At 66.2% G+C, this 24,066-nt stretch carries 25 protein-coding genes and 1 tRNA gene; 8 read left to right on the top strand and 18 right to left on the bottom strand.

All coding sequences use genetic code 11. The features are described from left to right. The first annotated feature begins 697 nt into the window (after positions 1-697). Entirely contained in the window at positions 698-1,072 is a 375-nt protein-coding gene (locus tag BA022_RS03435; RefSeq protein WP_187306007.1) for a hypothetical protein, read from the top strand. 723 nt (positions 1,073-1,795) lie between these two features. Here BA022_RS03435 and BA022_RS03425 read toward each other — a convergent pair. Beyond that, positions 1,796-2,101 (bottom strand): hypothetical protein, encoded by a 306-nt coding sequence (locus tag BA022_RS03425; RefSeq protein WP_088886574.1) that lies wholly within the window; start codon positions 2,099-2,101, stop codon positions 1,796-1,798. 75 nt (positions 2,102-2,176) lie between these two features. After that, positions 2,177-2,509, bottom strand: a complete 333-nt coding sequence (locus BA022_RS19035; RefSeq protein WP_148665120.1) for a DUF6959 family protein — start codon at positions 2,507-2,509, stop codon at positions 2,177-2,179. A gap of 557 nt (positions 2,510-3,066) precedes the next feature. Between BA022_RS19035 and BA022_RS19030 the strand changes: the two genes are divergently transcribed. The 3 genes from BA022_RS19030 to BA022_RS03410 are packed head-to-tail and all read left to right on the top strand — an operon-like array spanning position 3,067 to position 5,173. Next, positions 3,067-3,936: a rolling circle replication-associated protein gene (locus BA022_RS19030; RefSeq protein WP_148665119.1), complete on the top strand. Its 870-nt coding sequence runs from the start codon at positions 3,067-3,069 to the stop codon at positions 3,934-3,936. Then, positions 3,933-4,274, top strand: coding sequence for a helix-turn-helix domain-containing protein (locus BA022_RS19605; protein WP_088886572.1), 342 nt, complete (start codon positions 3,933-3,935; stop codon positions 4,272-4,274). The genes BA022_RS19030 and BA022_RS19605 overlap by 4 nt, the downstream gene beginning before the upstream one ends. Further along, positions 4,193-5,173, top strand: coding sequence for a tyrosine-type recombinase/integrase (locus BA022_RS03410; protein ID WP_353735912.1), 981 nt, complete (start codon positions 4,193-4,195; stop codon positions 5,171-5,173). Before BA022_RS19605 ends, BA022_RS03410 begins: the two co-directional genes overlap by 82 nt. Before the next feature lie 27 nt (positions 5,174-5,200). On the opposite strand, the gene BA022_RS03405 is transcribed toward BA022_RS03410, so the two are convergent. The 5 genes from BA022_RS03405 to tolB form a co-directional block, all read right to left on the bottom strand. Next, a tRNA-Lys gene (locus tag BA022_RS03405) sits at positions 5,201-5,276 on the bottom strand. A gap of 48 nt (positions 5,277-5,324) precedes the next feature. Next, on the bottom strand, positions 5,325-6,107 hold the full coding sequence (locus BA022_RS03400) for a tRNA threonylcarbamoyladenosine dehydratase (RefSeq protein WP_088886570.1): 783 nt from the start codon (positions 6,105-6,107) through the stop codon (positions 5,325-5,327). Continuing rightward, positions 6,104-6,889 carry a tol-pal system protein YbgF gene (gene ybgF / locus BA022_RS03395; protein WP_088886569.1) on the bottom strand — a complete coding sequence of 262 codons (786 nt, stop codon included), beginning with the start codon at positions 6,887-6,889 and terminating at the stop codon, positions 6,104-6,106. The genes BA022_RS03400 and ybgF overlap by 4 nt, the downstream gene beginning before the upstream one ends. Continuing rightward, entirely contained in the window at positions 6,889-7,431 is a 543-nt protein-coding gene (pal, locus tag BA022_RS03390) for a peptidoglycan-associated lipoprotein Pal (RefSeq protein ID WP_011804994.1), read from the bottom strand. Before pal ends, ybgF begins: the two co-directional genes overlap by 1 nt. A gap of 39 nt (positions 7,432-7,470) precedes the next feature. Further along, positions 7,471-8,793: a Tol-Pal system beta propeller repeat protein TolB gene (gene tolB / locus BA022_RS03385; protein WP_088886568.1), complete on the bottom strand. Its 1,323-nt coding sequence runs from the start codon at positions 8,791-8,793 to the stop codon at positions 7,471-7,473. A gap of 121 nt (positions 8,794-8,914) precedes the next feature. Here tolB and msbA point away from each other — a divergent pair, with 121 nt between their 5' ends. Continuing rightward, a complete protein-coding gene (gene msbA, locus BA022_RS03380; RefSeq protein ID WP_088886567.1) occupies positions 8,915-10,699 on the top strand; it encodes a lipid A export permease/ATP-binding protein MsbA in 1,785 nt (594 codons plus the stop codon). A gap of 123 nt (positions 10,700-10,822) precedes the next feature. Here msbA and BA022_RS03375 read toward each other — a convergent pair whose 3' ends face one another. The 6 genes from BA022_RS03375 to mltG all read right to left on the bottom strand — a co-directional run bounded on the left by BA022_RS03375 (position 10,823) and on the right by mltG (position 15,408). Continuing rightward, positions 10,823-11,509 carry an ankyrin repeat domain-containing protein gene (locus BA022_RS03375; RefSeq protein WP_088886566.1) on the bottom strand — a complete coding sequence of 229 codons (687 nt, stop codon included), beginning with the start codon at positions 11,507-11,509 and terminating at the stop codon, positions 10,823-10,825. Beyond that, the gene (locus tag BA022_RS03370; protein WP_088886565.1) at positions 11,506-12,315 is read right to left on the bottom strand and encodes a TatD family hydrolase; all 810 of its coding nucleotides are present in this window, start codon (positions 12,313-12,315) and stop codon (positions 11,506-11,508) included. Before BA022_RS03370 ends, BA022_RS03375 begins: the two co-directional genes overlap by 4 nt. A gap of 73 nt (positions 12,316-12,388) precedes the next feature. Continuing rightward, positions 12,389-12,748: a PilZ domain-containing protein gene (locus BA022_RS03365; RefSeq protein ID WP_088886564.1), complete on the bottom strand. Its 360-nt coding sequence runs from the start codon at positions 12,746-12,748 to the stop codon at positions 12,389-12,391. Between the two features lie 16 nt (positions 12,749-12,764). Then, a complete protein-coding gene (locus BA022_RS03360) occupies positions 12,765-13,760 on the bottom strand; it encodes a DNA polymerase III subunit delta' (protein WP_088886563.1) in 996 nt (331 codons plus the stop codon). Continuing rightward, entirely contained in the window at positions 13,757-14,410 is a 654-nt protein-coding gene (gene tmk, locus BA022_RS03355) for a dTMP kinase (protein ID WP_015913484.1), read from the bottom strand. The genes BA022_RS03360 and tmk overlap by 4 nt, the downstream gene beginning before the upstream one ends. Beyond that, complete coding sequence (gene mltG, locus BA022_RS03350; RefSeq protein ID WP_041838850.1) at positions 14,407-15,408, bottom strand: endolytic transglycosylase MltG; 1,002 nt, start codon at positions 15,406-15,408, stop codon at positions 14,407-14,409. Before mltG ends, tmk begins: the two co-directional genes overlap by 4 nt. Positions 15,409-15,453: 45 nt before the next feature. Between mltG and ygfZ the strand changes: the two genes are divergently transcribed. Beyond that, on the top strand, positions 15,454-16,389 hold the full coding sequence (ygfZ, locus tag BA022_RS03345; protein WP_088886562.1) for a CAF17-like 4Fe-4S cluster assembly/insertion protein YgfZ: 936 nt from the start codon (positions 15,454-15,456) through the stop codon (positions 16,387-16,389). Positions 16,390-16,448: 59 nt separating this feature from the next. Here ygfZ and BA022_RS03340 read toward each other — a convergent pair whose 3' ends face one another. From BA022_RS03340 to BA022_RS03330, 3 genes are all read right to left on the bottom strand, one after another. After that, on the bottom strand, positions 16,449-17,312 hold the full coding sequence (locus BA022_RS03340) for a YbgC/FadM family acyl-CoA thioesterase (RefSeq protein ID WP_088886561.1): 864 nt from the start codon (positions 17,310-17,312) through the stop codon (positions 16,449-16,451). Positions 17,313-17,333: 21 nt separating this feature from the next. Further along, on the bottom strand, positions 17,334-18,260 hold the full coding sequence (locus BA022_RS03335) for an alpha/beta hydrolase (RefSeq protein WP_187306058.1): 927 nt from the start codon (positions 18,258-18,260) through the stop codon (positions 17,334-17,336). 79 nt (positions 18,261-18,339) lie between these two features. After that, positions 18,340-19,215, bottom strand: coding sequence for a 2-keto-4-pentenoate hydratase (locus BA022_RS03330; protein WP_088886559.1), 876 nt, complete (start codon positions 19,213-19,215; stop codon positions 18,340-18,342). 62 nt (positions 19,216-19,277) lie between these two features. Between BA022_RS03330 and BA022_RS03325 the strand changes: the two genes are divergently transcribed. Together BA022_RS03325 and BA022_RS03320 are read left to right on the top strand one after the other, a co-directional pair. Continuing rightward, positions 19,278-20,414, top strand: coding sequence for an iron-containing alcohol dehydrogenase (locus BA022_RS03325; RefSeq protein ID WP_088886558.1), 1,137 nt, complete (start codon positions 19,278-19,280; stop codon positions 20,412-20,414). Positions 20,415-20,518: 104 nt separating this feature from the next. Next, positions 20,519-21,970 carry a PAS domain-containing protein gene (locus BA022_RS03320; protein ID WP_088886557.1) on the top strand — a complete coding sequence of 484 codons (1,452 nt, stop codon included), beginning with the start codon at positions 20,519-20,521 and terminating at the stop codon, positions 21,968-21,970. Between the two features lie 30 nt (positions 21,971-22,000). Here the strand turns inward: BA022_RS03320 and BA022_RS03315 are convergent, their stop codons facing one another. Both BA022_RS03315 and BA022_RS03310 read right to left on the bottom strand, forming a co-directional pair. After that, on the bottom strand, positions 22,001-23,146 hold the full coding sequence (locus tag BA022_RS03315) for a patatin-like phospholipase domain-containing protein (protein ID WP_088886556.1): 1,146 nt from the start codon (positions 23,144-23,146) through the stop codon (positions 22,001-22,003). A gap of 28 nt (positions 23,147-23,174) precedes the next feature. Continuing rightward, a complete protein-coding gene (locus BA022_RS03310; protein WP_011804978.1) occupies positions 23,175-23,999 on the bottom strand; it encodes an HDOD domain-containing protein in 825 nt (274 codons plus the stop codon). Positions 24,000-24,066: the final 67 nt, after the last annotated feature.

Here is a 24,066-nt window from a genome sequence, read left to right as displayed (position 1 = left end):
CGCTGAGCGCGCCGCCTAGCCCATCACTTTAGCGGTGATCCCGGGTCGCAAGGCGCACTTGGCGCGCCCTGACCGACCGAACCAACGCCTGGGCACGCCGTAATCTGCCGCAGAGGGCCGGGGCGCCTGCATTTTGCCCTCTCTTGCGCCACACCGAGCTTTCCCAAAAAAAGTCCGATACGGCGCGAAGCGCGGCGTCACATCAGCAGTTGCCTTTTTTCGCCTGACCGGGAGGGCACCCGTGCGGGTGGCTCTTGGGACCCGCTCCACGGTTGTCGTAATGGTCGTGATAGACCGCGCAACCGGAAAGCGTGAATGCAGCAACCGCAATGGCAAGCAGAGTCTTCATGGCTGGAAAAGTGGATGGACGTCGAGGCATTTTAGAAGTGCCCATTGTTCCCGGACTGATTGAAACTCGTACGGTGGAGTAGTACGACGCTGTACCACTCATCGCTAGCAGGTAAGCAGTCAGGTCATGGGTGCCTTCTATGTTGATCACGGAGCTATTGGGGGGCAAAACGTTGGCGCACCCCTCCCCTCACAATTGGCCAAGCAAAAACAAAAAAGGCCCTGTATCGCTACAGAGCCTTTGAAACTTGGTAGGACGTACAAGATTCGAACTTGTGACCAACGGATTAAAAGAGGCTGCCCAGCCTTTTTTCCAAGTCCTAAACCACGGCTTTCAGACGCACGCACCATGTCACCGGGTGCCAAGCGTAGCCAAATTTTGCTGTCAGCAGCTACGTTGGAGCTACGTTTTATGAGTGACCAAAAACATACCTTTGCCGCGCCAGTCAAAGCCCCTGACTGTTGGGACTGGATCAGGCCCGAGGACGTGGTGAGACACGCTCTCGCCGCGTTCTATTGGGCCTGCAACAACGTCAAGGCCCCCAAAGGGGAGAGATTTCTCGGCGCTGATGGTCGACCCTACGCTGATCGGGAAACCTTCGCGGATTGCATGACGCACTTCTTCGATCTGCGTATCAAGGCCGAGGCGCATTCAATCGGCATTGGCGATTACGCGCCCGAGGCAAAAATGCTGGAACGGTGTACTCAATCACGCGTTGTATAGCCCACTGAGCTTGTCCACAAAACCCACAGGCCGAAGGCCCGGCGACCCCCCGTCGCTTGCGACGAACAGGGGGTGGGAGCCGGGGAACCTGTGGGGGCTTGTGGTCAAGCGGTCCTCGCAGATTGACCGGTTCCGGCCAAGAGCTGCCTGTGGCATTTAGGCAAAGCAGACGCTCAACGTCCTGAGTTCAGCCGCCGCCGTAGGCGGTCGGCTGCTACGAATAGTTAGGGCGCACTCTTCCGCCCCAGCGACTTGACTTCGCTTAGATACCGCTCCATCTCTTCGTCCCCGCGAATATACGGGCGAGTGCCCGAGCAGATATCGATCTCTCCTCCCGGTCCTGCAAAGAAAACATAGGACACGGCCGGATAGATTGGCACGCCACAGTCTCCTGACCCGACGCCGGTGATCAGCCTCGGAGGCGGCTGAGACTTCGCCTTCACAATCTCCAGCAACTGGACCTTGGCGGCCACTCCGGGCCAACCCTTTGGTTCGTCACGCGAAGCCACGTCTTCTTTGGAGAGGACGCGCCCCACGAACACGAAGTCAGCATGGTCGAAATGTTCGCCGAGAGTGGTTCGCGTGATGCAAGAGCAGGCGGACGCGTTCCCGCAAAGAACGAGTGCGAATACCAATGCAAGAACTCGACTCATCGGTGCGCCCTAACCTAAAGGTGACCGGCCCCTTGCCGCAACGGGTCCGAGTCGACCGACCTGTTAGAGCTCATGGGCGCAGGGTTCCAACAGCGAAATAGACGGACCAGGCGAGGACTACGACGACCCCGCTTGCAACACCCAGCCAGTTCGCCCGGAGAGTTGTGCCGGCCTGCCCAGTGAGGCCGCGAAGGACGACAACAACGATCAGGAAGGCAGAGACCAGCACTGCCACTAGGTTCGCGAAGTACCCTCCAGCGACAGCGAAGGAAAGCAGACCAGCCTTTGCGCTGCCGGTATCGAGCGCAAAACCAATCACTAGCGCGGCCAGGCAAAGGAGGTTGAGAGCAGCCACACCAACGTACAACGGTTTCATGAGCTCTAACGTTCGACATGAGCGGCATGCCAACCGGCGCGAAGCGGCGGTTGGCATGCCCGTTCGATGGAGTGGTTAGGGCACATTGTGACCCTCGGGTACGAGAACGACGAGATCCGATGCCTTGGCAGGCTCTGAATATGGAAGGGCCACGCCATGCTGGGCGAGAACTTGTTGATAGTGAAGCTGGCGCTCAAGCAACTGTTCTTGCAGCCCCTGCGCCAAGCAGAGGAGCTCTTCGTCATGAATGTGCAGTTGCTTCAACCGTTCGGAAAGCTCCTTTGCCTCCGCGCCCAGCATGGCGAGCGAATCACCTTGAACGACGATTCCCGGGAATTGCCGGCCAGGCGGCTTGACGACAGCGTGGTTCGACGCCTCCGAATAGATCTCGAGTTCAGCGATCTTCATGTTTGCACCACGCTGCTTGATGGGCCCTAACGTGATGTATCCCGCAAAACCTGCGGGATAAACTGGGCCGTGCGAGATATTCTGGACACTGATTTCTCATGGAAGAGGCTTACGGCATAGGTTTGCAGGGATCGCCTGTTCAAACATCCAGTTATAAAAATTCCGCGAAACCCGGCTCGCGTCAACTCGGCAAACTATAGCTTGCCAGTAGGCAGACACCGGGATTTCCAACAGCACGTTTGGGACGGTGAGCCAGCGGGCAGCAAATTAATGGCAGCTTCCGGATAGCGCTTTTCTACGGCGGCTCAGGGTCGATTGATGCCATTCAGACCAAGACGGTCCAGAACGTTCCGCGCACCGGTGGTGCTTGTCGCGTTATAGGTACTGTTGTAGCATTCTGGCCAGCGACAGCCTACATACAGGCAGCCAAATAGTGTTCCGGCCTTCCGGACGAGCACAGCCAGGCATCGAGACCGCTTAGCAGGTGAAGGACTCGACAGGCAAGCACAACACAGATCCACCGCATCTGTCGCGAATTTCCAACTTCTGGAGTTCGCATGCGGTTATCTGCATCCCCTTCTTCTTTTCCATCTGAGCAATCAGCGGTTTTGACGCCTGCGGGTGAGCAAGCGGCGCGCTGCGCGCCCTCAGGCGGCGAAGCCGCCGGGCTTGTCTCATCTAAAACAAGTGACCCGGCTTTTCTGGATATCGGTTTCTCCAGAAATCTAGTCATGGAACGGCGCGTCAAGCGTCTGCGTCGCCAGGTCTGGGCAGGTGGTCATCTCCAGCGCTTCGGCACGCCCAACGGTATGCGCGAAAACGTCTGGTTCGTTACCCTGACCTATCGCGGGGTCGACGACTGGCAACCACGCCACATTTCCAAATGCCTCAAGGCTGCACGCCGTTGGTGTCAGCTGCGCAGGGTTCCTTTCAGGTACCTCTGGGTCGCTGAATTGCAGCAGCGTGGCGCCCTTCATTACCACCTGGCGATATGGCTCCCTAAGCGGCTACAGCTGCCCATGTTCGATAAGCAGGGATGGTGGCCCCATGGCATGACGCATCGCGTTATCGCAAGAAACGCCGTCGGGTACCTCATGAAGTACCTGTCGAAGATTTCCCCGTTTCACCAATTTCCCAAGGGAGTGCGACTCTATGGCCTCGGAGGACTTACACAGCAGGCCCGCAGCATCTGCAGCTGGCTCAACCTGCCCAGCTGGTGCAAACAGCGATTCGGAGTTGGCGATCTCAAAACTGTCGCGGGTCGTCGTGTGGTGCGTGCAACGGGGGAAATTCTTGAAACCATGTACCGACGCGTTTTCCAGCCTGCCGGAATGCGCCTGTACCCCAATGGCCCGCTACCTGCGCGATGGGCTGACGGCCCCTATTCGTCCATAGATTGCGTGTCGCTTCATGCGGGTGCGTCATGACGTGCCGCACCTTGAACGTGGGCGAGGCGGCGTCCTTGCTGCACATCCACCCGCAAACGCTCATGACCCGCGCCCGCTCGGGCCTCATACCTGGCTGCAAGGTCGGTCGCGCTTGGGTGTTCGTTGAATCTTTGCTGATCGAGTACTTGGTGACACAATCCACCCTGCGTGTGTCTGTAGCCGGTACTCAGGAAGAAACTGAATGTCGCTCTACAGAAGAAAAGACTCGTCCTTTTGGTGGGTCAAACTCCCGGCAATCCGGGGCGAATCTGGCCCTCTACAGGTCAGCACTGGGACTGCCGAAAAGCGCAAGGCCCAAGAGTTCCATGATCGGCTGAAGGCCGAACGATGGGAACAAGAAAAGCTCGGCGCCAAGCCACGTCGCACGTGGGAAGATGCCGTGGTGAAGTTCTTGGAAGAAACCGCGCACAAGCGCACCCACGAACGCGACAAGTCGATTCTGCGCTGGCTGGACGAGCACCTCGGCGGCCGATACCTTGATGAGATCGACCGCGCAACGGTTGACCGCATCAAGGCGACACGAGCGAAGATTGCGACGCAAAGCACGGCCAATCGCTACCTGGCATTGATCCGCACCATTCTGCGCAAGGCCTGCCATGAATGGGAATGGATCGAGCGCATTCCGAAGGTGTCGCTCTATCGCGAGAAAGAGGGACGCATTCGCTCGCTCACTCCCGCCGAATTCGCGAAGCTGCTGCAGCACCTCCCGCCCCACCTGGCAGACATGGCGACCTTCTCGGTTGCTACTGGCCTACGGCAAGGCAACGTGCGCGGGCTAACCTGGAGTCAGATCAATCTGGAATTGCGCCACGCATGGATCACTCCCGAGCAGCACAAGAACGGCAGAGCGCACGCAGTGCCGCTGAACGACATGGCCATGGCCGTGCTGCAAAAGCAGATCGGGAAGCATCCCACGCATGTTTTCTCGTACCGTGGCCACCCTATCGTCAACGTATCAACCAAGGCATGGTGGAAGGGCTTGGAGCTGGCCGGAATCGAGAATTTCCGATGGCATGACCTCCGACACACGTTCGCGACTTGGCATCGGCAAGCGGGCACGCCGACGCATGAGCTTCAAAGACTAGGAGGGTGGAAAACGCTCTCGATGGTGGAGAGGTATGCACACGTAGCGCCGGAAGGCTTGCAGGCCGCTGCGAGTCGGCTTGATAATGTGCTCGGCTACGCTTTGGCTACGCCAGACGAGAAAAGGGACTGACCATGACAGCCAGCCCCTCTGTATCTCTGGTAGGACGTACAAGATTCGAACTTGTGACCAACGGATTAAAAGTCCGCTGCTCTACCAACTGAGCTAACGTCCCAACCTTTGCCACCTCTCGGTAGCAAAGCTAAAGATTATAGCGTGGTTTTCAGGTCTTCGACCTTTCCGCCAACTTGTCGAGAATCCATCCCGCTGCACAGTGACCAAATGTGGCCGTGACGGCGACCGATGAGCCATAACCATGGCAATTCAGGGATCCGTCGCCTTCACCGACGCCGCAAGACGCGTGTGGCTTTGATACCGCTTCCTTGCTATAGACGCAGGTGACGCCGATTTTGCGGCCTTCTCGGGCCGCGCCGTGGTTCCTGCGCAAGCGATAGCGCAGCTGGGCCAGCAGAGGATCGTGCGTGGTAAACGCCAGATCTTCTACCTCGACTTTATATGCGTGACGCTTGCCCCCGGCAGCACCTACCGTGACGAAAGGCAGCCGCGTGGAGACGGCCCAAGCTGCCATTACGGCCTTGGCGTTTACCTGGTCGCATGCATCCACCAATGCATCCACCGAAGGTGGCAACAGAGTGGGCCAGTTCTGTGCATCCACGAACTCTTCAACGCAGTTCACCCGACATGCCGGATTGATCAGGGCAATGCGTTCGGCCATGGCGCGTACCTTGGCTTGGCCTATGGTCGTGGTCAGAGCGTGAATTTGTCGGTTGACGTTCGACTCGGCCACATGGTCCAGGTCAATCAGCGTGAGCGCTCCGACGCCGCTGCGCGCGAGTGCCTCTGCTGTCCAAGAACCCACGCCGCCAATTCCGACCACAGCAACATGCGCGCTCCGGATGCGTGCAGCGCCCTCCTGCCCGAACAGGCGTTCCAGCCCTGCGAAGCGCCGCTCCAAGTCTGGCGTGTCGTCAACGGATGTGATCACTTCAGGCGCGCCAGTCGTTCCTTCGCAGCGGCTGCTGCTTCCGACTGCGGATAAACGCGCAGCAAGTCTTCCAGGGTCTTGCGCGCAGCCCGCGTATCTTTCAATTCGATCTGGCAATTGGCAATCGAGAGGGCCGCCTCGGGAGCGCGCGCATGGTCTGGCGCCGCCGACAACAGAGCCTTGAAGTTGTTGATGGCCTCTTTGTAATCACGCGTGGCGTACTGTGCGTTGCCCAGCCAAAAACGGGCAGACGGCACATAGCCGGACTGTGGATACTGGCGCACGAAGCCGCTGAAAGCGTTGGACGCTTCACCGAACTTACCTGCACGGAAGAGCGCCAAGGCCGCCTCGAAATCACGCTTCTCTGCAGGATCAGCCCGGAATTCGCGCCCGTCCAGCGTCACCGTCGCGGGCTCAAACTGGCGCAACCGCTCATCGACACCCTGTGCCATGTCCTTCTGACGGCGCTGCAGCTCTGCGACATCGCGCAATAACTGCTCGTTCTGACCACGCAGTGTCGCCTGTTCAGTACGCAATGCCTCGATTTGCATCTGTAGGTCGAGCAGGCTGCGCCGTAGTTGCGAGACCTCATCGCCGGACCGTTCCCCCGCACGCTGGCTGGCCTGCGTCAATGCATCGACACGCTGGCGCATCTCAAGGATGGCACGGCGCGCCTCGCTGTCCTCGAACAATGCATAGCTGGGGGTCGACCAGCAGGCAGCGGCGGCCAGCGCCGCCGCGCCCAGCGCCCGCGGGCGCAGGAGCAAAGACATGTGCGGCATCAACGGTACGACAGCTCAACGCGGCGGTTTTGCGAGTGCGCGTCTTCCGTGTGGCCCTGCACCGCCGGCTTTTCCTTCCCAAAGCTCACCGCCTCCACCTGCGCGTCCTGCACGCCCAGCAGCCCCAACGAGCGGCGCACGGCTTCCGCGCGCTTCTGGCCCAGCGCCAGGTTGTACTCGCGGCCACCGCGCTCATCGGTATGGCCCTCCAGCACGACCTTGCGGGCGGAAGACGCCTTCATGAAGCGAGCATGGGCCTCCAACACGGATTGGAACTCAGGCTTGACGATGAAGCTGTCAAAGTCGAAGTAAATGACGCGCGCCACGCCAACGGGACCCGCGGCGTCGCGCCCCGACTGGGAGAGGTCCACAGGAGCCACGCCGCTTTGGCCCGTGCTGCCCGAGTTGGCGCCCGGTGCGGTGGACGTAGCGCCGCGGTCTTCGACCGGCACATCGTCCAGCTTGACGCCGGAGCTGCAGCCTGCCATGAGGGCGACGATGGAGAGCGCCAGAGACACGCGCTTGAAGGGGAAACGGTTCATTAATAACTCCTGAAGAGCAGTTGTTCGAAAAACGGAAACTTATTTGTTCTGGAACGGGCCCCAGTCGGGCTCGCGGATATCCCCACCCTGCCCCGCCAGACGCGCCTTGATCTTGCCGTCCAGCGTGGTGGTCATCAGGGCTTCGCGACCCTGCTGCTGCGTGGCGTAGACGATCAGGCGGCTATTGGGAGCAAAGCTGGGATTCTCATCGGCGGAGGTGTCGGTCACCGCCGTCACGCTGCCCGACTTCAAATCCATCACGTGCAGCTTATAGGCGCCGCCCACGCGGGAAATGTAGGCCAACCACTGACCATCGGGACTGATGCTGGGCGAAATGTTGTAGGACCCGTTGAAGGTCACGCGCTCCGCGCCTCCCCCGCTGGCTGCCACGCGGTACACCTGGGGCGAACCTCCACGGTCGCTGACAAAGTAGATGCTGCGGCCGTCGCTGGAGAACACGGGCTCCGTGTCGATGCCGCTGCTTTGCATCAGGCGGCGCGGCTCACCGCCGTTGGCGTCGATGGTGTAGAGCTGCGAGCCCCCGTCGCGGCTGAGGGTCACGGCCAAGGTACGGCCATCGGGCGACCAAGCAGGGGCACTGTTGGAGCCACGGAAATTGGCGATCAAACGGCGGCGGCCTGTGGCCACGTCATGCACGTACACCACCGGCTTGCGCGACTCGAACGATACGTAAGCCAGCTGGGTCCCGGTGGGCGCCCATGCGGGAGAAATGATCGGCTCAGGACTGGAAAGCGCTGACTGCGCGTTCTCGCCGTCCGCATCGGCCACCCAGAGGCTGTAGCGCGAGCCGGCTTTGGTCACATACGCAATGCGCGTGGAGAAGATACCGCGCTCGCCCGTGAGTTTTTCGTAGACGAAGTCGGCGATGCGGTGCGCCACCAGACGCAGGTCGGCCTGCGTGACCACGAAGCTCTGGCCGCCCAGGTCCTGCGCCTTGACCACGTCCCACAACCGGAATCGCACGTCGAAACGGCCGTCGGCCAAGCGCGTGATGCTGCCGGAGGTGAGTGCGTCGGCCTTGCGCTGGCGCCACAGGGACAGATCGGGACGGGACGATTCATCCAGCGCGACACCCGACGCGTCCACGCCCAAAAAGCGCCCGCTGCGCTCCAGGTCAGCCTGGACGATGGCGGATATTTTCTGCGGCGACTGCGGTTCGCCACGGAACGGTGCGATCGCAATGGGCAGTTGCGTCAGGCCTACGCCCGTGATTTCCACACGGAACTGCGCAAGCGCTGAAAGGGAGGAACTGGCAGCCAAGGCTGCAACGGCGTGGCGCCGCGAAAGCTGCGGCAGAGCCGTGCGGAAGGAAGGGGTATTGGGGATGCGGTCAATAGTCATTGGAACCATCGAATAACCGTCAAATGCCGGCAAACAGAGCCTCGCATGTTACACATAGCGTAGCGTGCCATGTGACAAACTGTGCCGGTCTGCAATAGCCGAAACGTAGAATCCGCCCCTCATGCAAGATTCGAATCATAGCGCGCCAAAGACCACTTTGCAGCAAGCTCCGCAGTCTCTTTCGCTGTGGGAGCGGTTGCGCAGGCTCCATCCGTACTTCGGCCACCAGCGGCTGGCATGGACCATGGCGGTGTTGGCGACGATCGTCGCGGCCGCTACCGAGCCATTGATTCCCGCGCTTCTCAAACCATTGCTGGACCAGGGTTTTACAGAAGGATCGCTGGAGCTGTGGATGGTTCCCGTGGCCATCATCGGCGTCTTCCTGGTGCGTGGGCTGGCCCAGTTCACGGGGCAGTACGCCCTCACGCGCATCGCCAACGAGGGCATGCTGCGCCTGCGCACGGCGCTGTTCGAGCGACTGCTGGCAGCGGACATGGGGCTTTTCCATCGCCAGTCGGCTAGCGCACTGTCCAACACCGTGGTGTATGAGGTGCAGACCGGGTTCACCTCGCTGGTCCAAGCGCTGCTGGGCCTATCGCGCGACGGTTTCACGCTGGTCGCCCTGCTGGGTTATCTCATCTACCTGAACTGGCAACTCACGCTGATCGTGGCGGTGCTGGTGCCGGGGGTGGCCTGGGTGATGAAGACGCTCTCGCGGCGCCTGTACAAGATCACCAAGAGCAGCCAACAGGCCACCGACGACCTGGCCTATGTGGTCGAAGAGAACGTACTGGCCCACCGTGTGGTACGCCTGCACGGCGCCCAGGCCGAGCAGGCCGCGCGATTTGACACGCTGAGCCAGCGCCTGCGCCGCCTGGCCATCAAATCCACGATCGCCTCGGCCGCCATGACGCCCACCACGCAGTTGCTGTCCGCGGGCGCGCTGTCCACCGTGATCTGCATCGCCCTGTGGCAAAGCCATGGCAACGGTGCCAAGGACGTGACCGTGGGCGGTTTCGCCTCGTTCATAGCGGCGATGCTGATGTTGATAGCGCCCATCCGCCGCATGGCCGACATCGCCAACCCCATCACGCGCGGCGTGGCGGCGCTGGAACGGGGTCTGGCCCTGCTGCACGAGGCGCCGGCCGAGACAGGCGGCACGCACACCGCGCAGCGCGCCCAGGGGGCGATTGCCCTGCGCAACGTGACCGTGTCCTTCCGTCCCGACCAGGCGCCCGCACTGGACGCCGTGAGCCTGGACATTCGCCCGGGCGAAGTGGTGGCGTTCGTCGGCCCCTCCGGTGCCGGCAAGACCACGCTGGTGAACTTGCTGCCGCGCTTTCTCAGCCCCAGCAGCGGCCAGGTGCTGCTGGACGGCGTGGCGACCGACCAGTGGGCGTTGCCCAGCCTGCGCGCGCAATTTGCGATGGTGAGCCAGGACGTGGTGATGTTCAACGACAGCGTCGCCGCCAACGTGGCGCTGGGCGCTGCCGTGGACGAGCAACGTGTGCAGCACTGTCTGGACGCAGCGAACCTCGCCGTGTACGTGGCCAGCCTCCCGCAGGGTATGCACACTGTGGTGGGGCACAACGCGACGCAGCTGTCGGGCGGACAGCGGCAGCGGCTGGCCATCGCGCGGGCGCTCTACCGCGACGCTCCGGTGCTCATCCTCGACGAGGCCACCTCGGCACTGGATACCGAGTCCGAACGCCTGGTACAGCAGGCCCTGCAGCGTCTCATGCAGGGGCGCACCACGCTGGTAATTGCCCACCGCCTCTCCACCATCGAACACGCGGACCGCGTGGTGGTCATGGAGCAAGGGCGCATCGTCGAGCAGGGCCCCCACGCGGAGCTGCTGACCCGGGGCGGCCTGTACGCGCGCCTGCGCGCACATGGCGGCGCGTGACGACCACCAAAAACAATAGCTGCTTGCGCTTGCCCTGTAAGCGATTCGGCACTATTTTTGCATGAAACCGCCAACTGACAAGCGCCAGCAGCTCCGTTATTCATAGCATACGCACCCAGGGGCCTACCATTTCCCGCGGTCCGGCTGGCGGCGGCGTACGGCCTCCGCCACCAGTTGCACCATGTCCTGCCGGTCGGCGCGCAGGGCGAAATCCACGGCCGACAGGCCCAGTTGGTTCTTCAGCGATGGGTCGGCCCCCTCGCTGATCAGCAGGCGCGCCGCATCCGCCGTGCCGTAGCGCACGGCCATCATCAGCGGCGTGGTGCCGTTGGGCGATGCGGCGTCGATGTAGGCGTGATGCTCCAGCAACAGCGCCACCATGGCGGCGGCATCGGCCGTGGTGCTCGCGGCGGCATAGTGCAGCGGCGCCCAGCCGGTCTTGTTGACGTCCGCCTCGCGCGCGATCAGGCCGCGCGCAGCGGGCAGATTGCCGCGCAACGCGGCCATCATCAGCGCGCTTTCGTCCTTGGCATTGCGCTCCTCCACCTTCAGCCCCTTGGCGGCGATCAGCACCTCGGCCACCTGCCGCGCTTCCTCGCGCAGGGCCAGGATCAGCGCGGGCTGACCCTTGGGATCGCGCGCGTTGGGGTCAAACCCGCGGCGCAGCAGCGAAGCCACCGTGGCGGCATCGTCGCGCGCGATGGCACGCAGGAAATCGTCGTACGCGCCGGCATGCGCCAGCCCCGCGGTGCCGGCGGCAACCGCGGCGAGCCACGCCAGGGCGCTGCGACGCTGCAACAGGCTATTCATACGGCCTCCTTGCTCAAGAAAAGTTGCTCGAAGTTACGGCTGGTTGCCTCGGCCACCTGCTGGACGCTCAGCCCTTTCACCTGTGCCAGCTGCTGGGCGACGTAGGGCACATAAGACGGGTTGTTGGTCTTGCCCCGGTAAGGCACCGGCGCCAGATACGGGCTGTCGGTCTCGATGAGCAGGCGGTCCATGGGCACAAAGGCAGCCACGTCGCGCAGGTCCTGCGCGTTCTTGAACGTGACGATGCCCGAGAACGAGATGTAGTAGCCCCGGTCCAGCGCCGCGCGGGCCACCTCGGCGGTCTCGGTGAAGCAGTGGAACACGCCGCCCGCACGGTTGCCCGCGCCGTCCTCGCCCTCTTCGCGCAGGATGGCCAGGGTGTCCTGCGACGCGCTGCGCGTGTGGATCACCAGCGGCTTGGCCGCCGCGCGCGCGGCGCGGATATGCGTGCGAAAGCGCTCGCGCTGCCACTCCAGGTCGGCGATGCTGCGGCCGCCCTTGCGGTCGTCCATGCCGTAGTAGTCCAGCCCCGTCTCCCCGATGGCCACCACGCGCGGCAGCGCTGCGCGCTCCAGCAGGTCCTGCACGGAGGGCTCGGCCACGCCTTCGTTGTCCGGGTGCACGCCGACCGTGGCCCAGAAGTTGTCATAGCCGGTCGCCAGCGCGTGCACGGCGGAGAACTCCTCCATCGTGGTGCAGATGCACAGCGCGCGGTCCACCTGCGCCTCGGCCATGGCCTGGCGGATATGCGGCAACTGGCTGATGAGTTCGGGAAAGTTCAGGTGGCAGTGGGAATCGACAAACATGGTGGTCTCGAAAAACAAAAATGCCGACCGGCGGGCGCGGTCGGCATCCTGCGGGGCCCGCGAAGGGTTGCCCTTAGATGGTCTGCGTAGGCCGTTCAGACGCCAGGGCCGTGCCCAGCACTTCCTCGATCTTGTGCTTGAGCTGGCGCGACTTCTCGTCCTTGGGGAACTGGATGCCCACGCCCTGCGTGCGGTTGCCCGCAGCGCGCGCGGGAGTCACCCAGGCCACGCGGCCGGCCACGGGGTAGCGCTGCGGATCGTCGGGCAGCGTGAGCAGCACGTACACATCATCGCCCAGCTTGTATTCGCGCGCCGTGGGCACGAAGATGCCGCCCTCTTCGAAGAACGGGATATAGGCCGCGTACAGCGCGGCCTTTTCCTTGATGTTCAGCTGCATGACGCTGGGGCGCGGCGCTGTGGAGGGACTGCTCATAGGTCGTAGAAGGCTTTCAATGGCGCGAGTTTAGTGTGTGGCGCGCCTGCGCCACAAGCGACTCCAGCATCAGGCCGGCGTTGAAGGGGTGCTCGGCCGTGCGCGCCTCCTTGGCGAGGGCGCGCGACCAGCGCGTGAGCGGCCCCACGCCGGGCGGCGCGGGCAAGTCGGCGGGCGAGAAATAGCGCGGCTGTGCACCCACGCGTTGCGCCAGCAGATCGTGGCAGAGCTTTTGCAAGGCATCTACGGCCTGTGCGGGTTCCAGCCCGGCCAGCGCCGACACGTCGCCGCGCGCCACGGCCTTGGGCAGCAGCGCCCAGGTCTGCGGGCTGCGGCCCGCACGCGCCAGGGCCAGTGCGTCGTCAGGCCGGCCGCCGGCGGCGCGCAGCAGGGCCTCGGCCGCATCAGCGGGCACGCCCTGCTCTACCAGCCATTGCTGGCTTTGGGCCGGATCGGGCCACTGCAGGGTGTGCCCCAGGCAGCGGCTGCGGATGGTGGGCAGCAGTTCGTGCGCGGCCTCGGTGGCCAGCACAAAGCGCACGTCGCCCGGAGGCTCCTCCAGCGTCTTGAGCAGCGCGTTGGCCGTCACATGGTTCATCTGCTCTGCCGGGTAGACCAGCACGGCCTTTCCGCGGCCGCGCCCGCTGGTGCGCTGGGCGAACTCCACCGCGTCGCGCATGGCCTCGACGCGGATCTCGCGGCTGGCCTTGCGCTTCTTGTCCTCGATCTCGGCCTGCGCCTTCTCGGGCAGCGGCCAGCCCAGGGCCAGCGCCTGCGTTTCGGGCATGAGCACGCACAGGTCGGCATGCGTATGCACATCGATGCCATGGCAGCTGGCGCACTGGCCGCAGGCGCCGTGCGCGGTGGGCGCATCGCACAGCCAGGCGCGCACCAGCTCCAGCGCCAGCGTGTACTGGCCCAGGCCGGACGGGCCCTGCAGCAGCCACGCGTGGCCGCGCTGGGCCAGCAGCGCCTGGCGCTGCGCGGCGATCCAGGGGGCGACCGCACTCATGGCGTCTGCGCCAGCCAGCCGCGTGCGGCCACTACGGCACGCAGCTGCGCGGCAACCTGCTCGCGCGGCTGCGACGAGTCGATGCGCGCAAAGCGCTGCGGCGCTCCCGCGGCGCGGTCGGCATAGCCGCGCGCCACGCGGGTGAAGAACTCCACGGGCTGCGACTCGAAGCGGTCGGGCGCGCGCGCGGCGGACAAACGCTGCGCGGCCACCTCAGGTGGCACGTCGAACCACAGCGTGAGGTCCGGATTTCGCATCAAATCGGGCTGCAGACCAACACCAGTCTGCGCAAGGCGCTCCATATACGATAGCACCTCCAGATCGAAGCCGCGCCCTGCGCCCTGGTAGGCAAACGTGGCATCGGTGAACCGGTCGCACAACACCACCTCGCCGCGTGCCAGCGCCGGCTCGATCACGCAGCGCAGATGGTCGCGCCGTGCGGCAAACACCAGCAGCGTTTCGGTCAGCGCGTCCATGCTGTCGTGCAGCAGCATCTCGCGCAGCTTCTCGGCCAGCGGTGTGCCGCCGGGCTCGCGCGTCAGGGTCACGGTATGCCCCGCAGCGCGCAGCGCCTGGGCCAGCGCATCGATGTGCGAGGACTTGCCCGCGCCGTCGATGCCCTCGAAGGTGATGAATGCGCCGTTGGTCATTTCTGGCCGCGTTGGTAGCGGTTCACCGCACGGTTGTGGTCTTGGAGCGTGCTGCTGAAGTGGCTGGAACCGTCGCCGCGCGCCACGAAGTACAGCGCCTTGGTGGGCGCGGGCTGCACCGCAGCCAACAGCGCCGCCTTGCCGGGCATGGCAATCGGCGTGGGCGGCAGGCCCACACGTGTGTAGGTGTTGTAGGGGGTGTCGGCGGTCAGGTCACGGCGGCGCAGGTTGCCGTCGAACTTCTCACCCAGGCCGTAGATCACCGTGGGGTCGGTCTGCAGCAGCATGCCCACGCGCAGGCGGTTGCTGAACACGCCGGCGATCTGCGCGCGGTCTTCGGCACGGCCGGTTTCCTTCTCGACGATGCTCGCCAGGATCAGCGCCTGGTCGGCGGATTGGAGCGGCGTGTCCGGCGCGCGCTGCGCCCAGGCCGCGTCCAGGCGGCGATCCATGGCGTGCAGCGCGCGACGCAGCACGGCAATGTCGCTGCTGCCCTTGGCATAGGTGTAGGTGTCGGGAAAGAAGCGCCCCTCCGCGGGCACGCCCGCGCGGCCCAGGCGCTCCATGATGTCCGCGTCGCTCAGGCCCTGGCTGTCGGGCTTGAGCTGCTCGGCCCGCGCCAGCGCCTGGCGCACCTGGCGAAAGGTCCAGCCTTCCACCAGCGTGACGGCGCGCAATGCCTCCTCGCCGCGCACCAGCTTCTGTAGCAGCGCGTAGGGGCTGGTGCCCTGGGGAATCTCGTAGTTGCCGGCCTTGATCTCGCGGTCCTTGCCCGACAACCGGAACCACAGGAACAGCACGTCTGCATCCGTGGCCATGCCCGACCGCACCACCGCGCGGGCCACGCTGCGTGGCGTGGTGCCAGGCTCGATCTCCAGCTCCAGCGGCTGGCCGGCGGGCACGTCCGCGCGCACCGGCAACGGCGCCTGCAGCCACCAGGCGGCCACAGCGCCCACTGCGATCACGATGAGCAACACCAATGCGAGGAAACGACGCACAACCCTGCAGCCTGTAAGAAAGAAGCCGGGCATCATAATTCAGCCATGACCGACTCCATGCCAGTGCCCCCGTCCCTGCCTGCGGACGGCGTAGTCCCCCTGTCCCACCTTGGCGTGATCCGCGTGGCCGGTGAAGACGCCGCCAAGTTCCTGCACGGCCAGCTGACGCAGGACTTCGCGCTGCTGGATCTGCACCACGCCCGCCTGGCGGCGTTCCTGACCGTCAAGGGCCGCATGCAGGCCAGCTTCATCGCCTTCAAGCGCAGCGAGGCCGAGGTACTGCTGGTCTGCGCCCGCGACCTGCTGGCGCCCGCCCTCAGGCGCCTGTCGATGTTCGTGATGCGCGCCAAGGCCAAGCTGACCGATGCCACAGGCGACTTTGCGCTGTACGGCCTGCTGGGCGACGCCGCCCGCGCCGTGCTACCCGCTGGCGAGCCCTGGGCCAAGGCCGATGTGGGGGATGCCAGCGTGGTGCAGCTCTACCCCGCCGAAGGGCAGCCGCGCGCGCTGTGGGTAGCGCCCGCTGGCAGCGCCGCGCCCGCTGGCGCAGCCCTGACTGAAGCGCTGTGGCTGTGGAGCGAGGTGCGCAGCGGTATCGCCACCCTGACCGCGCCCGTGGTCGAGGCCTTCGTGCCGCAGATGCTGAACTATGAGTCCGTGGGCGGCGTGAACTTCAAGAAGGGCTGCTACCCCGGCCAGGAGGTCGTGGCGCGCAGCCAGTTCCGCGGCACGCTCAAGCGGCGCACTTACCTGGCGCACGCTCCGTCGGCCGTGGCCGTGGGTGCTGAAGTGTTTGCCGACGGTGACGCCGAACAGCCCGTGGGCACGGTGGTGCAGGTTGCGGCCGCACCCACCGGCGGCGTGGATGCGCTGGTGTCGCTGCAGATCGCAGCCACCGGCGGCGCCCTGCGGGTGGGCGCCGCGGATGGCGTGGCGCTCACGCTGCTGCCGCTGCCCTACGCGCTGCTGGAAGACATTTAAGCAAAAACAGGCGCTAGCGCTTATTTGACAAGCGCTAGCAGCTATCAATAAAGAAGCCGTCAGCCCTGCAGACTGCGCCGCATGGTGATGTGGGCAATGCCCGCCTCCTCATACGGTTGGCCTACGGCCTCAAAACCTGCGCGGCGGTAGAACGCCTCGGCGCTGCACTGGGCATGCAGCGTGACCTGCGCATCGCCGCGCGCGCGCGCCGCCTGCACCAGTGCGTCCAGCACCATGCGGCCCCAACGCTGGCCGCGCAACACGCGATCCACTGCCATACGGCCAATGCGCGCCTCGCCCGGCGCATCCTGCAGCAGTCGGCCCGTCGCCACGGGCAGACCCAGGCGGTTGTAGGCGACGGCGTGCACGGCAGTGGCGTCCAGCGCGTCCAGCTCGATCTCGGGCGCAATCCCCTGCTCCTGCACGAACACCGCCGTGCGCAGCGCCGTGGCGTCGCGCCCCAGCGTGGCCCAGTCGCCCACGCGCAGCTCCACCATCTCGCCGCCGGCCTCGAAGTGCTCGATCATCGCGCGCAGCGCGGGCGGCACCGCGCGCTTGGTCTGCGTGGCGGGGTCGGCAAACACATAGACCAGTTCCACGGTCACCAGCAGCCGATCGCCACCGAACATGCTGGCCTCGAACACCAGCGACGTGGTGCCCACGCGCGCGCAGCGCATGCCCACGTCCAGCAGGTCGTCGAGCCGGGCGGAGGCGTGGTACTCGACGCTGGCTTTCTTGAGGTACACCTCGCCGCCCAGCGCCTGCATGCCGGTTTCGTACGGCAACGCCAGCGCGCGCCAGTATTCGGTCATGGCGCAATCAGCGTAGGTGAGGTAGTGGGCATTGAAGACGATCTTCTGGATGTCCACCTCTGACCAGCGCACGCGCAGGCGGTGAAAACAGCGAAAGTCAGAGCGTTGCATGGCGTGTTTCCGTCGAAGGGATCAGTCGAGTTGAAAGGCGCTGCGCAGCGCGGCAGCAGCATCGGCATGGGCCTGGCGCGCCTCGGGAAGGGTGCGACCCATCTTGATGAATTCGTGCGTCACGCCGCGGTAGATCTCGAGTTGCACCGGCACGCCCGCGGCACGCAGCTTGTCCGCGTACTCCACGCCCTCGTCCACCAGCGGGTCGTACTCGGCCAGACCGATCCAGGCCGGCGCCACGCCCTCGGCGTCGGGCGCGAGCAAGGGGGCGAAGCGCCAGTCCTCGCGCTCGGCGCGGCTGGGGATGTACTGGTCGAAAAACCAGCCAATGGCCGCGCGTTCGAGCACCAGGCCGTGCGCGAACTCGGTGTGCGAAGGCGTGTCCTGGTGCGCCGTGGTGCCGGGGTAGATGAGCAACTGCAGCGCCAGGGGCAGCCCGGCATCGCGCGCCTGCAGAGCGCACACCGCGGCCAACGTGCCGCCTGCGCTGTCGCCGCCCACCGCCAGGCGCGACGGGTCGGCGCCCAGCGTGGTGGCGTGCTGCGCCAGCCAGGCCAGCGCGTCCCACGCATCGTCGCTGGCCGTGGGGAACGGATGCTCGGGCGCGAGCCGGTATTCCAGCGACACCACCATACAGCCGGCCAGCCGCGCCAACTCGCGGCACAGCACGTCGTGGGTGGCAATGCTGCCGATGGTGAAGCCGCCACCGTGCAGGTACAGCAGCAACGGGAGCGCCTGCGCGTCAGAGGCCGTGGGTGCATACAGGCGCGCGGGCAGCGGGGTGCCGTCGCGTGCGGGGATGCGCAGGTCTTCCACGCGCGGCAAGGCCGCCTTGGGCAGCTCCAGCACCCCGGCACCCAGTTCATAGGCAGCGCGGGCCTGTGCAGGGCTCAGGGTGTGCAGTGGGGGGCGCCCGGCGCGCGCCATGCCGTCGATGACGTTGCGCATCTGCGGCGTGAGCCGCGCGTGGTGGGGGGAAAGCACATGGGAAGCGGAACCGGGCGTCGTCAACGGAAAAGTCCTTGGGTTATTGGAAGTGCACCTGCACCGGCTGCGCGCCGGGCAGGCCCACATAGGTGGCCGTGACGCTCAGGCCGGCGCGCGGGGGCAGCAGCGGAGAAAACGACCCCAGGCTGACCAGGTCGCCGGGCTGCAGCGTGATCTCCTCCTGCTGCAGCGCCTGGGCCAGCCAGACCACGGCGTTGAGCGGATGCCCGAGGATATCGCTGCCCTTGCCGCTGGCGAGCAGCGCGCCGGAATGGTCCGTGAGCTGCACGGTCATGCGCTCCAGCGCGTCCAGCAGCGCATAGCGCTCGCCGCGCGTCGCCGGCACGGCGATAGGCTGCCCGGCGATACCCAGGCGCGCGCCCACGTTGATCGCGCCCACGCCGGCGCCGTTGAGCTGGGGCGGCGTCTGCACCACCAGGTCGGGCAGTTCAATGAAGGGGATCACCTGGTCGATGTGCTGCAGCACCTCCTCGGGCGTACGCGCGTGGTTGATGGCCGCATCCTTCACGCGTACCAGCAGGTCGGCCTCGTACAGCGGGCGCGCCCCAAACGCGGCGGGCACGGTGCTGCCGCCGGGGCGCACCATGCCCTCGTACAGCTTGCCCCACACCGGCTTGTCGGTGTTGAAGCGCTTTTGCACCGCGGGGTTGGTGAGGCCCGCCTTGTAGCCCACCACCTTGCCCAGGCGGGCGCCCAGCAGCGCATTGAACTTGGCGCGGGTGCAGGCGCCGTCGGCGTCCGACAGCGCCGGGAAGTTGGGCGCGGGGGTCTTGGCGGCGTAGTGCGAGGCCATCGCCCCCACCGCGGCGTCGCTGAGGCACTCGGCCTGGGCGCCCAGGCCGGTCGCCAAGGTGACCCCCGCGCCCAGGGCGATGAGGGTTTGCTTCATGGTCATGCGTGTCTCCTGGTTGTAGTGTGTCGGGCGATCCTACTGGCACTCCCTCTCTTTCGCACACCATGGCTTTCATCTACTACGTCACCCAGATCCAGTTCGAATTCGGCGCCGTGCGCCTGCTCAAAGCAGAATGCGAGCGCATCGGCATCACCCGCCCCCTGGTGGTCACCGACCCCGGCGTGAAGGCCGCCGGCGTGCTGCAGCAGGCACTGGACGCCCTGCCCGGCCTGAACGTCGCCGTGTTCGACCAGACGCCCTCCAACCCCACCGAGGCAGCCGTGCGCGCGGCCGTGGAACTCTACAAGGCCCAAGGCTGCGACGGCCTGATCGCCGTGGGCGGTGGCAGCGCCATCGACTGCGCCAAGGGCATCGCCATCGCCGCCACGCACGACGGCCCGCTCACGCACTACGCCACCATCGAGGGGGGTTCGCCGCGCATCACCGAGCGCGCCGCGCCGCTGATCGCCGTGCCCACCACCAGCGGCACGGGCAGCGAGGTGGCGCGCGGCGCCATCATCATCGTGGATGACCACCGCAAGCTGGGCTTTCACTCCTGGCACCTGGTGCCCAAGGCCGCCATCTGCGACCCGGGCCTCACACTGGGCCTGCCGCCCCTGCTGACGGCCGCGACGGGCATGGACGCCATCGCGCACTGCATGGAAACCTTCATGTCCGCCGCGTTCAACCCGCCGGCGGACGGTATTGCGCTGGATGGCCTGGAGCGCGGCTGGCACCATATCGAGGCCGCCACGCGCGACGGCCAGGACCGCGACGCACGCCTGGCCATGATGAGCGCCAGCATGCAGGGCGCCATGGCCTTCCAGAAGGGCCTGGGCTGCGTGCACTCCCTGAGCCACAGCCTGGGCGGGCTGAACCCGCGCCTGCACCACGGCACGCTGAACGCCGTGTTCCTGCCCGCCGTGGTGCGTTTCAACGCGCAGGCCGAATCGGTGCGCAAAGAGCGCCGCCTGGAGCGCATGGCCCATGCCATGGGCCTGGCCTCTGCCAGTGACATCCCCGATGCCATCCGCGACATGAGCGCACGCCTGGGCCTGCCCACGGGCCTGGCGGCCATGGGCGTGACCGGGGCCGTGTTCGACGACGTGATCAAGGGCGCCCTGGCCGACCACTGCCACAAGACCAATCCCCGCCTGGCCACGCCAGACGACTACCGGGAGATGCTGGTCGAGTCGCTCTGACCCGCGGCAGCGTTCGCCGAGCAGGCGCCCGGCGGCCTCGCTACACTGGTGCGCTTAACATTTATTAACACGCATTCCGCCGGTTCGGCGGGGCCGCGTACCGCATGCGCACATACCCGCTCTCCAAATGGCTGACGCAAGGCACCTACCCGCGCCTGTACGTTCCCATTGTGCTGATCATGGTGGCGGTCACGCTGGTGCGCTACCACGCGCTGGTGGGCGCCGAGCGTGAGGAGGCGCAGCTGCGCATGCGCGCAGAGCTTCAGGCAGCCGCGTACGCCGTGCTGCAGGCGCTGGACGAGCCTGCCGGCAATGCTGCAGCGGAGGAGCGCCTGCGCCAGGCCGCGCAGGTCGCGGGCGCACCGATCCAGTCCATCCACTGGGAACTGCCCTCCCGCCCGGCCGTCGACCTGCGCAACGCCATGCCGCCCACCAAGTCGCCGCCTTGGTTCGTGCAGCTGCTGGACCTGCCCACGCCGCGCTACACGGTGGCGCACCGGCTGGCGGACGGCCGCACGGGGCAGCTGGCGCTGGCGCTGTGGCCCCAGCACTACGTGGACCGCGCCTGGAGCGCCATGGCCACGCAGTTGCGCATCACGGCGCTGAACATCTTCACCATCCTGCTCCTGCTGACCCTGATCCTGCGCGCGAACGACCGCATGCTGGACCGCATGCGGCACGCGGCGGAGCGCTTCAAGCAAGGCCACCTGGACGCGCGCATACGCCGCACGGGCACGCTGGAGGCGCGCGAAATCGCCGACACCTTCAACGACATGGCGGGCAAGGTCCAGTCCTTGGTGCTGTCCCTGCAGGAAACCCAGCGGCAGCAGAACGAGCAACTGCACTTTCGCCGCCAGCTGGTGAACGCCCTGCCTCTGCCTTTGTTCGTGCTGGGCGCGGATGGCGCGCACCTGGAGACCAACAAGGCCTGGCGCGAACTGCTCAATGCCTCCCGCCCCTCCACCGTCGCGGGCACGCTGGACCAGCTCTGGGCCGACGGCGTGGACTCCTCCATCGTCCTGGCCCAGCGGCTGTCCGACCGGCCCTCGGGATGGCAGACCACCGTACGCCCCTTGCAGGGCGTGCCGCACGAGATGGCCTGCTACCACGCCACCTTCACCGCGCCCGACGGCGTACCCGCTGGCACCATCGGCGTGCTGGTGGACATGACGGAGCACACCCAGGCACTGCAGGCAGAGCGCGCCGGCCGTGCGTGTGCGGAGGCCGCGCTGGACGCCGTGGCCGATGGCGTCATCACCATGGACGCGCAGGGCCTCGTGCGCACGATCAACGGCGCGGCCCAGCGGGTCATCGGGCTCGCGCAGGGGCAGACGGTCGGCCGCCACGTCGATGAGGTCTTTCGCCTGGAGCCACCGCACTCCGTGCTCGCCGCCTCGGGAACGCAGGGGCATGCTGCGCACGGCGCGGGCGCCCCGGCCACCGCGATCCTCGCCTGCCATTCGGGTGCGCCGCGCACGGTGGACTACTCCGTGGCGGCCGTGCACGCGCCCGACGGCACCGCCGTGGGCCACGTGCTGGTCTTTCGCCCCCGGTGACGTTGCCGCGGCACGCCGCGGCGGACACGCTCACAGCGGCTGGACGCGGGCGGGATCGGGCCGCCGCAGCCACTGCGCCCACTCGTCCGCCAACTGCTGCGCCGCCGCCGTCGCGGTGCTCCAGGCACGGGCGCGCGCGGCCGTGTCGGTGCCGTAGCGGGTGAAATCGGTGCGGTCCGGCAGTTTGCCGCCGGGCAGGCTGCGCACCCAGTCGGGATGGGGCGACAGCAACACCATGCGGTCCAGCGCCGGCGTGGCGCGGTGGCGCCAGGGCAACCCCTTGTCCAGCCAGCCGGGTACCACGCGGTGCTGGAAGTGCGGGTACAGCACGATCCCCGGTGCACTTTCCAAGCCGTTTTGGCCTGCAGAACCCGCGGGCAAAGCGGTAGCAGCTATATTTTTAATAGCGATTGGTGCCTGATAACGCAGGTGCAGGTGGTAGTCGGTGATGCCCCCGTCCCAGTAGGCGCCGCGCGGTGCGCCGGCGATGTCGTGCACGGCGCGCAGCACGAAGGGAATGGAACAACTGGCCTGCAGCGCGGGCATGAAATTCTGCGGGGTCAAGGCCACCTGGTGGGTGCGGAAGTCGCGCACGTCAAACGGCAGCGCGCCCGGCGCAGCGGTGGAGAACACCACGCGGTCCAGCCACAGCGCCAGCGCGCGGCGGTGCAGCGCATTGCTGGCGAAAGCGCCCAGGTAGCCCAGCGGCGTGGCCCAGCGGTGCTCGCGCGCCAGCAGGTGGCGCCCGCGCGCGGCGATGATGTGCAACCGGTAGCGCGCATGGCCCAGCACCGTGTCCACACGGCCGCCAAAAAAGGCCTGCAGGTTCTGGCCGAACTGCGCGCTCACCGCGTCCGCCGTGGGGCGGCGCGCGCCGGGGGGCAGCTCGTACTCCTGGTGGATGTAGTCGTGCTCCAACCGTTCGAAGGCCGGCAGGCTGTTATCCAGGCACGCCGTGGCCATGCCCCACGCGCCGATGGAGGCGCCCACCAGGTCCACCGGCTGCGCCGACTGCGCCAGCCATTCACCAAAGACAAACCGGTCCAGCGGGCCGAGGATGAGTCCCTTCGGGCCGCCCGCGGCCGCGGGAATCACGGCCACGTCGCTCGGCGCCAGGCCATGGCACCCGATGTGCCGCAGCGCCTGCGGACCGGCGTGGATGCACAGCGCCTTCATCACGCCCCCGCCTCACGCATGCGCCGGCTCACACGTAATCGCCCGCGTCGGGGCGGACCTTCCAGTCAATGGGGTCCTGCTGCAGCACCATGTCGATGTCCAACCCCAGCGCGATGCCGACTTCGCCGGGGAAAGACCCCGCCAGCTCGCGTGCATCCAGCCCCGCCTCGCGCGCGCGGGCGCGCCACGCGGCCAGGTGCAGCACGCCCGCCAGCGGCTCGTACACATCGTTGTCGAACGGCGCATGGTGGTGGCGCAGCGCGTCCACCACGGTCTCGGGCAACTGCCAGCGCCAGGCCAGCCCCGCGCTCACATGGGCGTAGCAGTAGCCGCACAGGTGCTGCTCCAGCCGGGCGCGGCGCAGGTCCAGCGGGCCCACCAGGCTGTTGAGGGTCTGCATGCGGCCCGCGTCGGCCAGGTGCATGGCCAGCTCGCCCACCCCGTGCAGCAGGCCGGCCGTATAGGCGGCGATCTGGTTGTGGTGCACCAGCCCGGCGAGCGCGCGTGCCACTTTGGCCGTGTGCAGGCTGTAGCGCCAGAAGTGTTGCAGGTTCATCCCCGGCACCGAGCGCGACGTGGTCCCCAGCGGCGCGGACGCCACCAGCGCGCGCAGTTGGGACACCCCCAGGAGCGCCAGCGCCTCAGGAATACCGCCGATCTGGCGCTGCGCGGCGAATGGAGGCGTGTTCGCCTCTTCCAGCAGGCGTGCGGCCAGTGCAGGGTCGGTGCCGAAGAGCTGGTTCAGGCGCCGCAGGTTGGGCTCTACCGCGCTCAGCTCGTTCATCAGCAGCGCCACCGCGCGTGGCAGGCTGGGCAGCGTGATGGGCTGCGCCAGCAGTGCGTTCAACTCCATGGATCGGATCGCCCAGACAGGAAAGTCGGGCCATTATCCATGCAACTCTTACGGTTGTTTACGGGCA

The sequence above is a fragment of the Diaphorobacter nitroreducens genome (assembly GCF_002214645.1).
Classification (GTDB): domain Bacteria; phylum Pseudomonadota; class Gammaproteobacteria; order Burkholderiales; family Burkholderiaceae_C; genus Diaphorobacter; species Diaphorobacter nitroreducens.
This window is presented reverse-complemented; position numbering and strand designations above follow the sequence as displayed.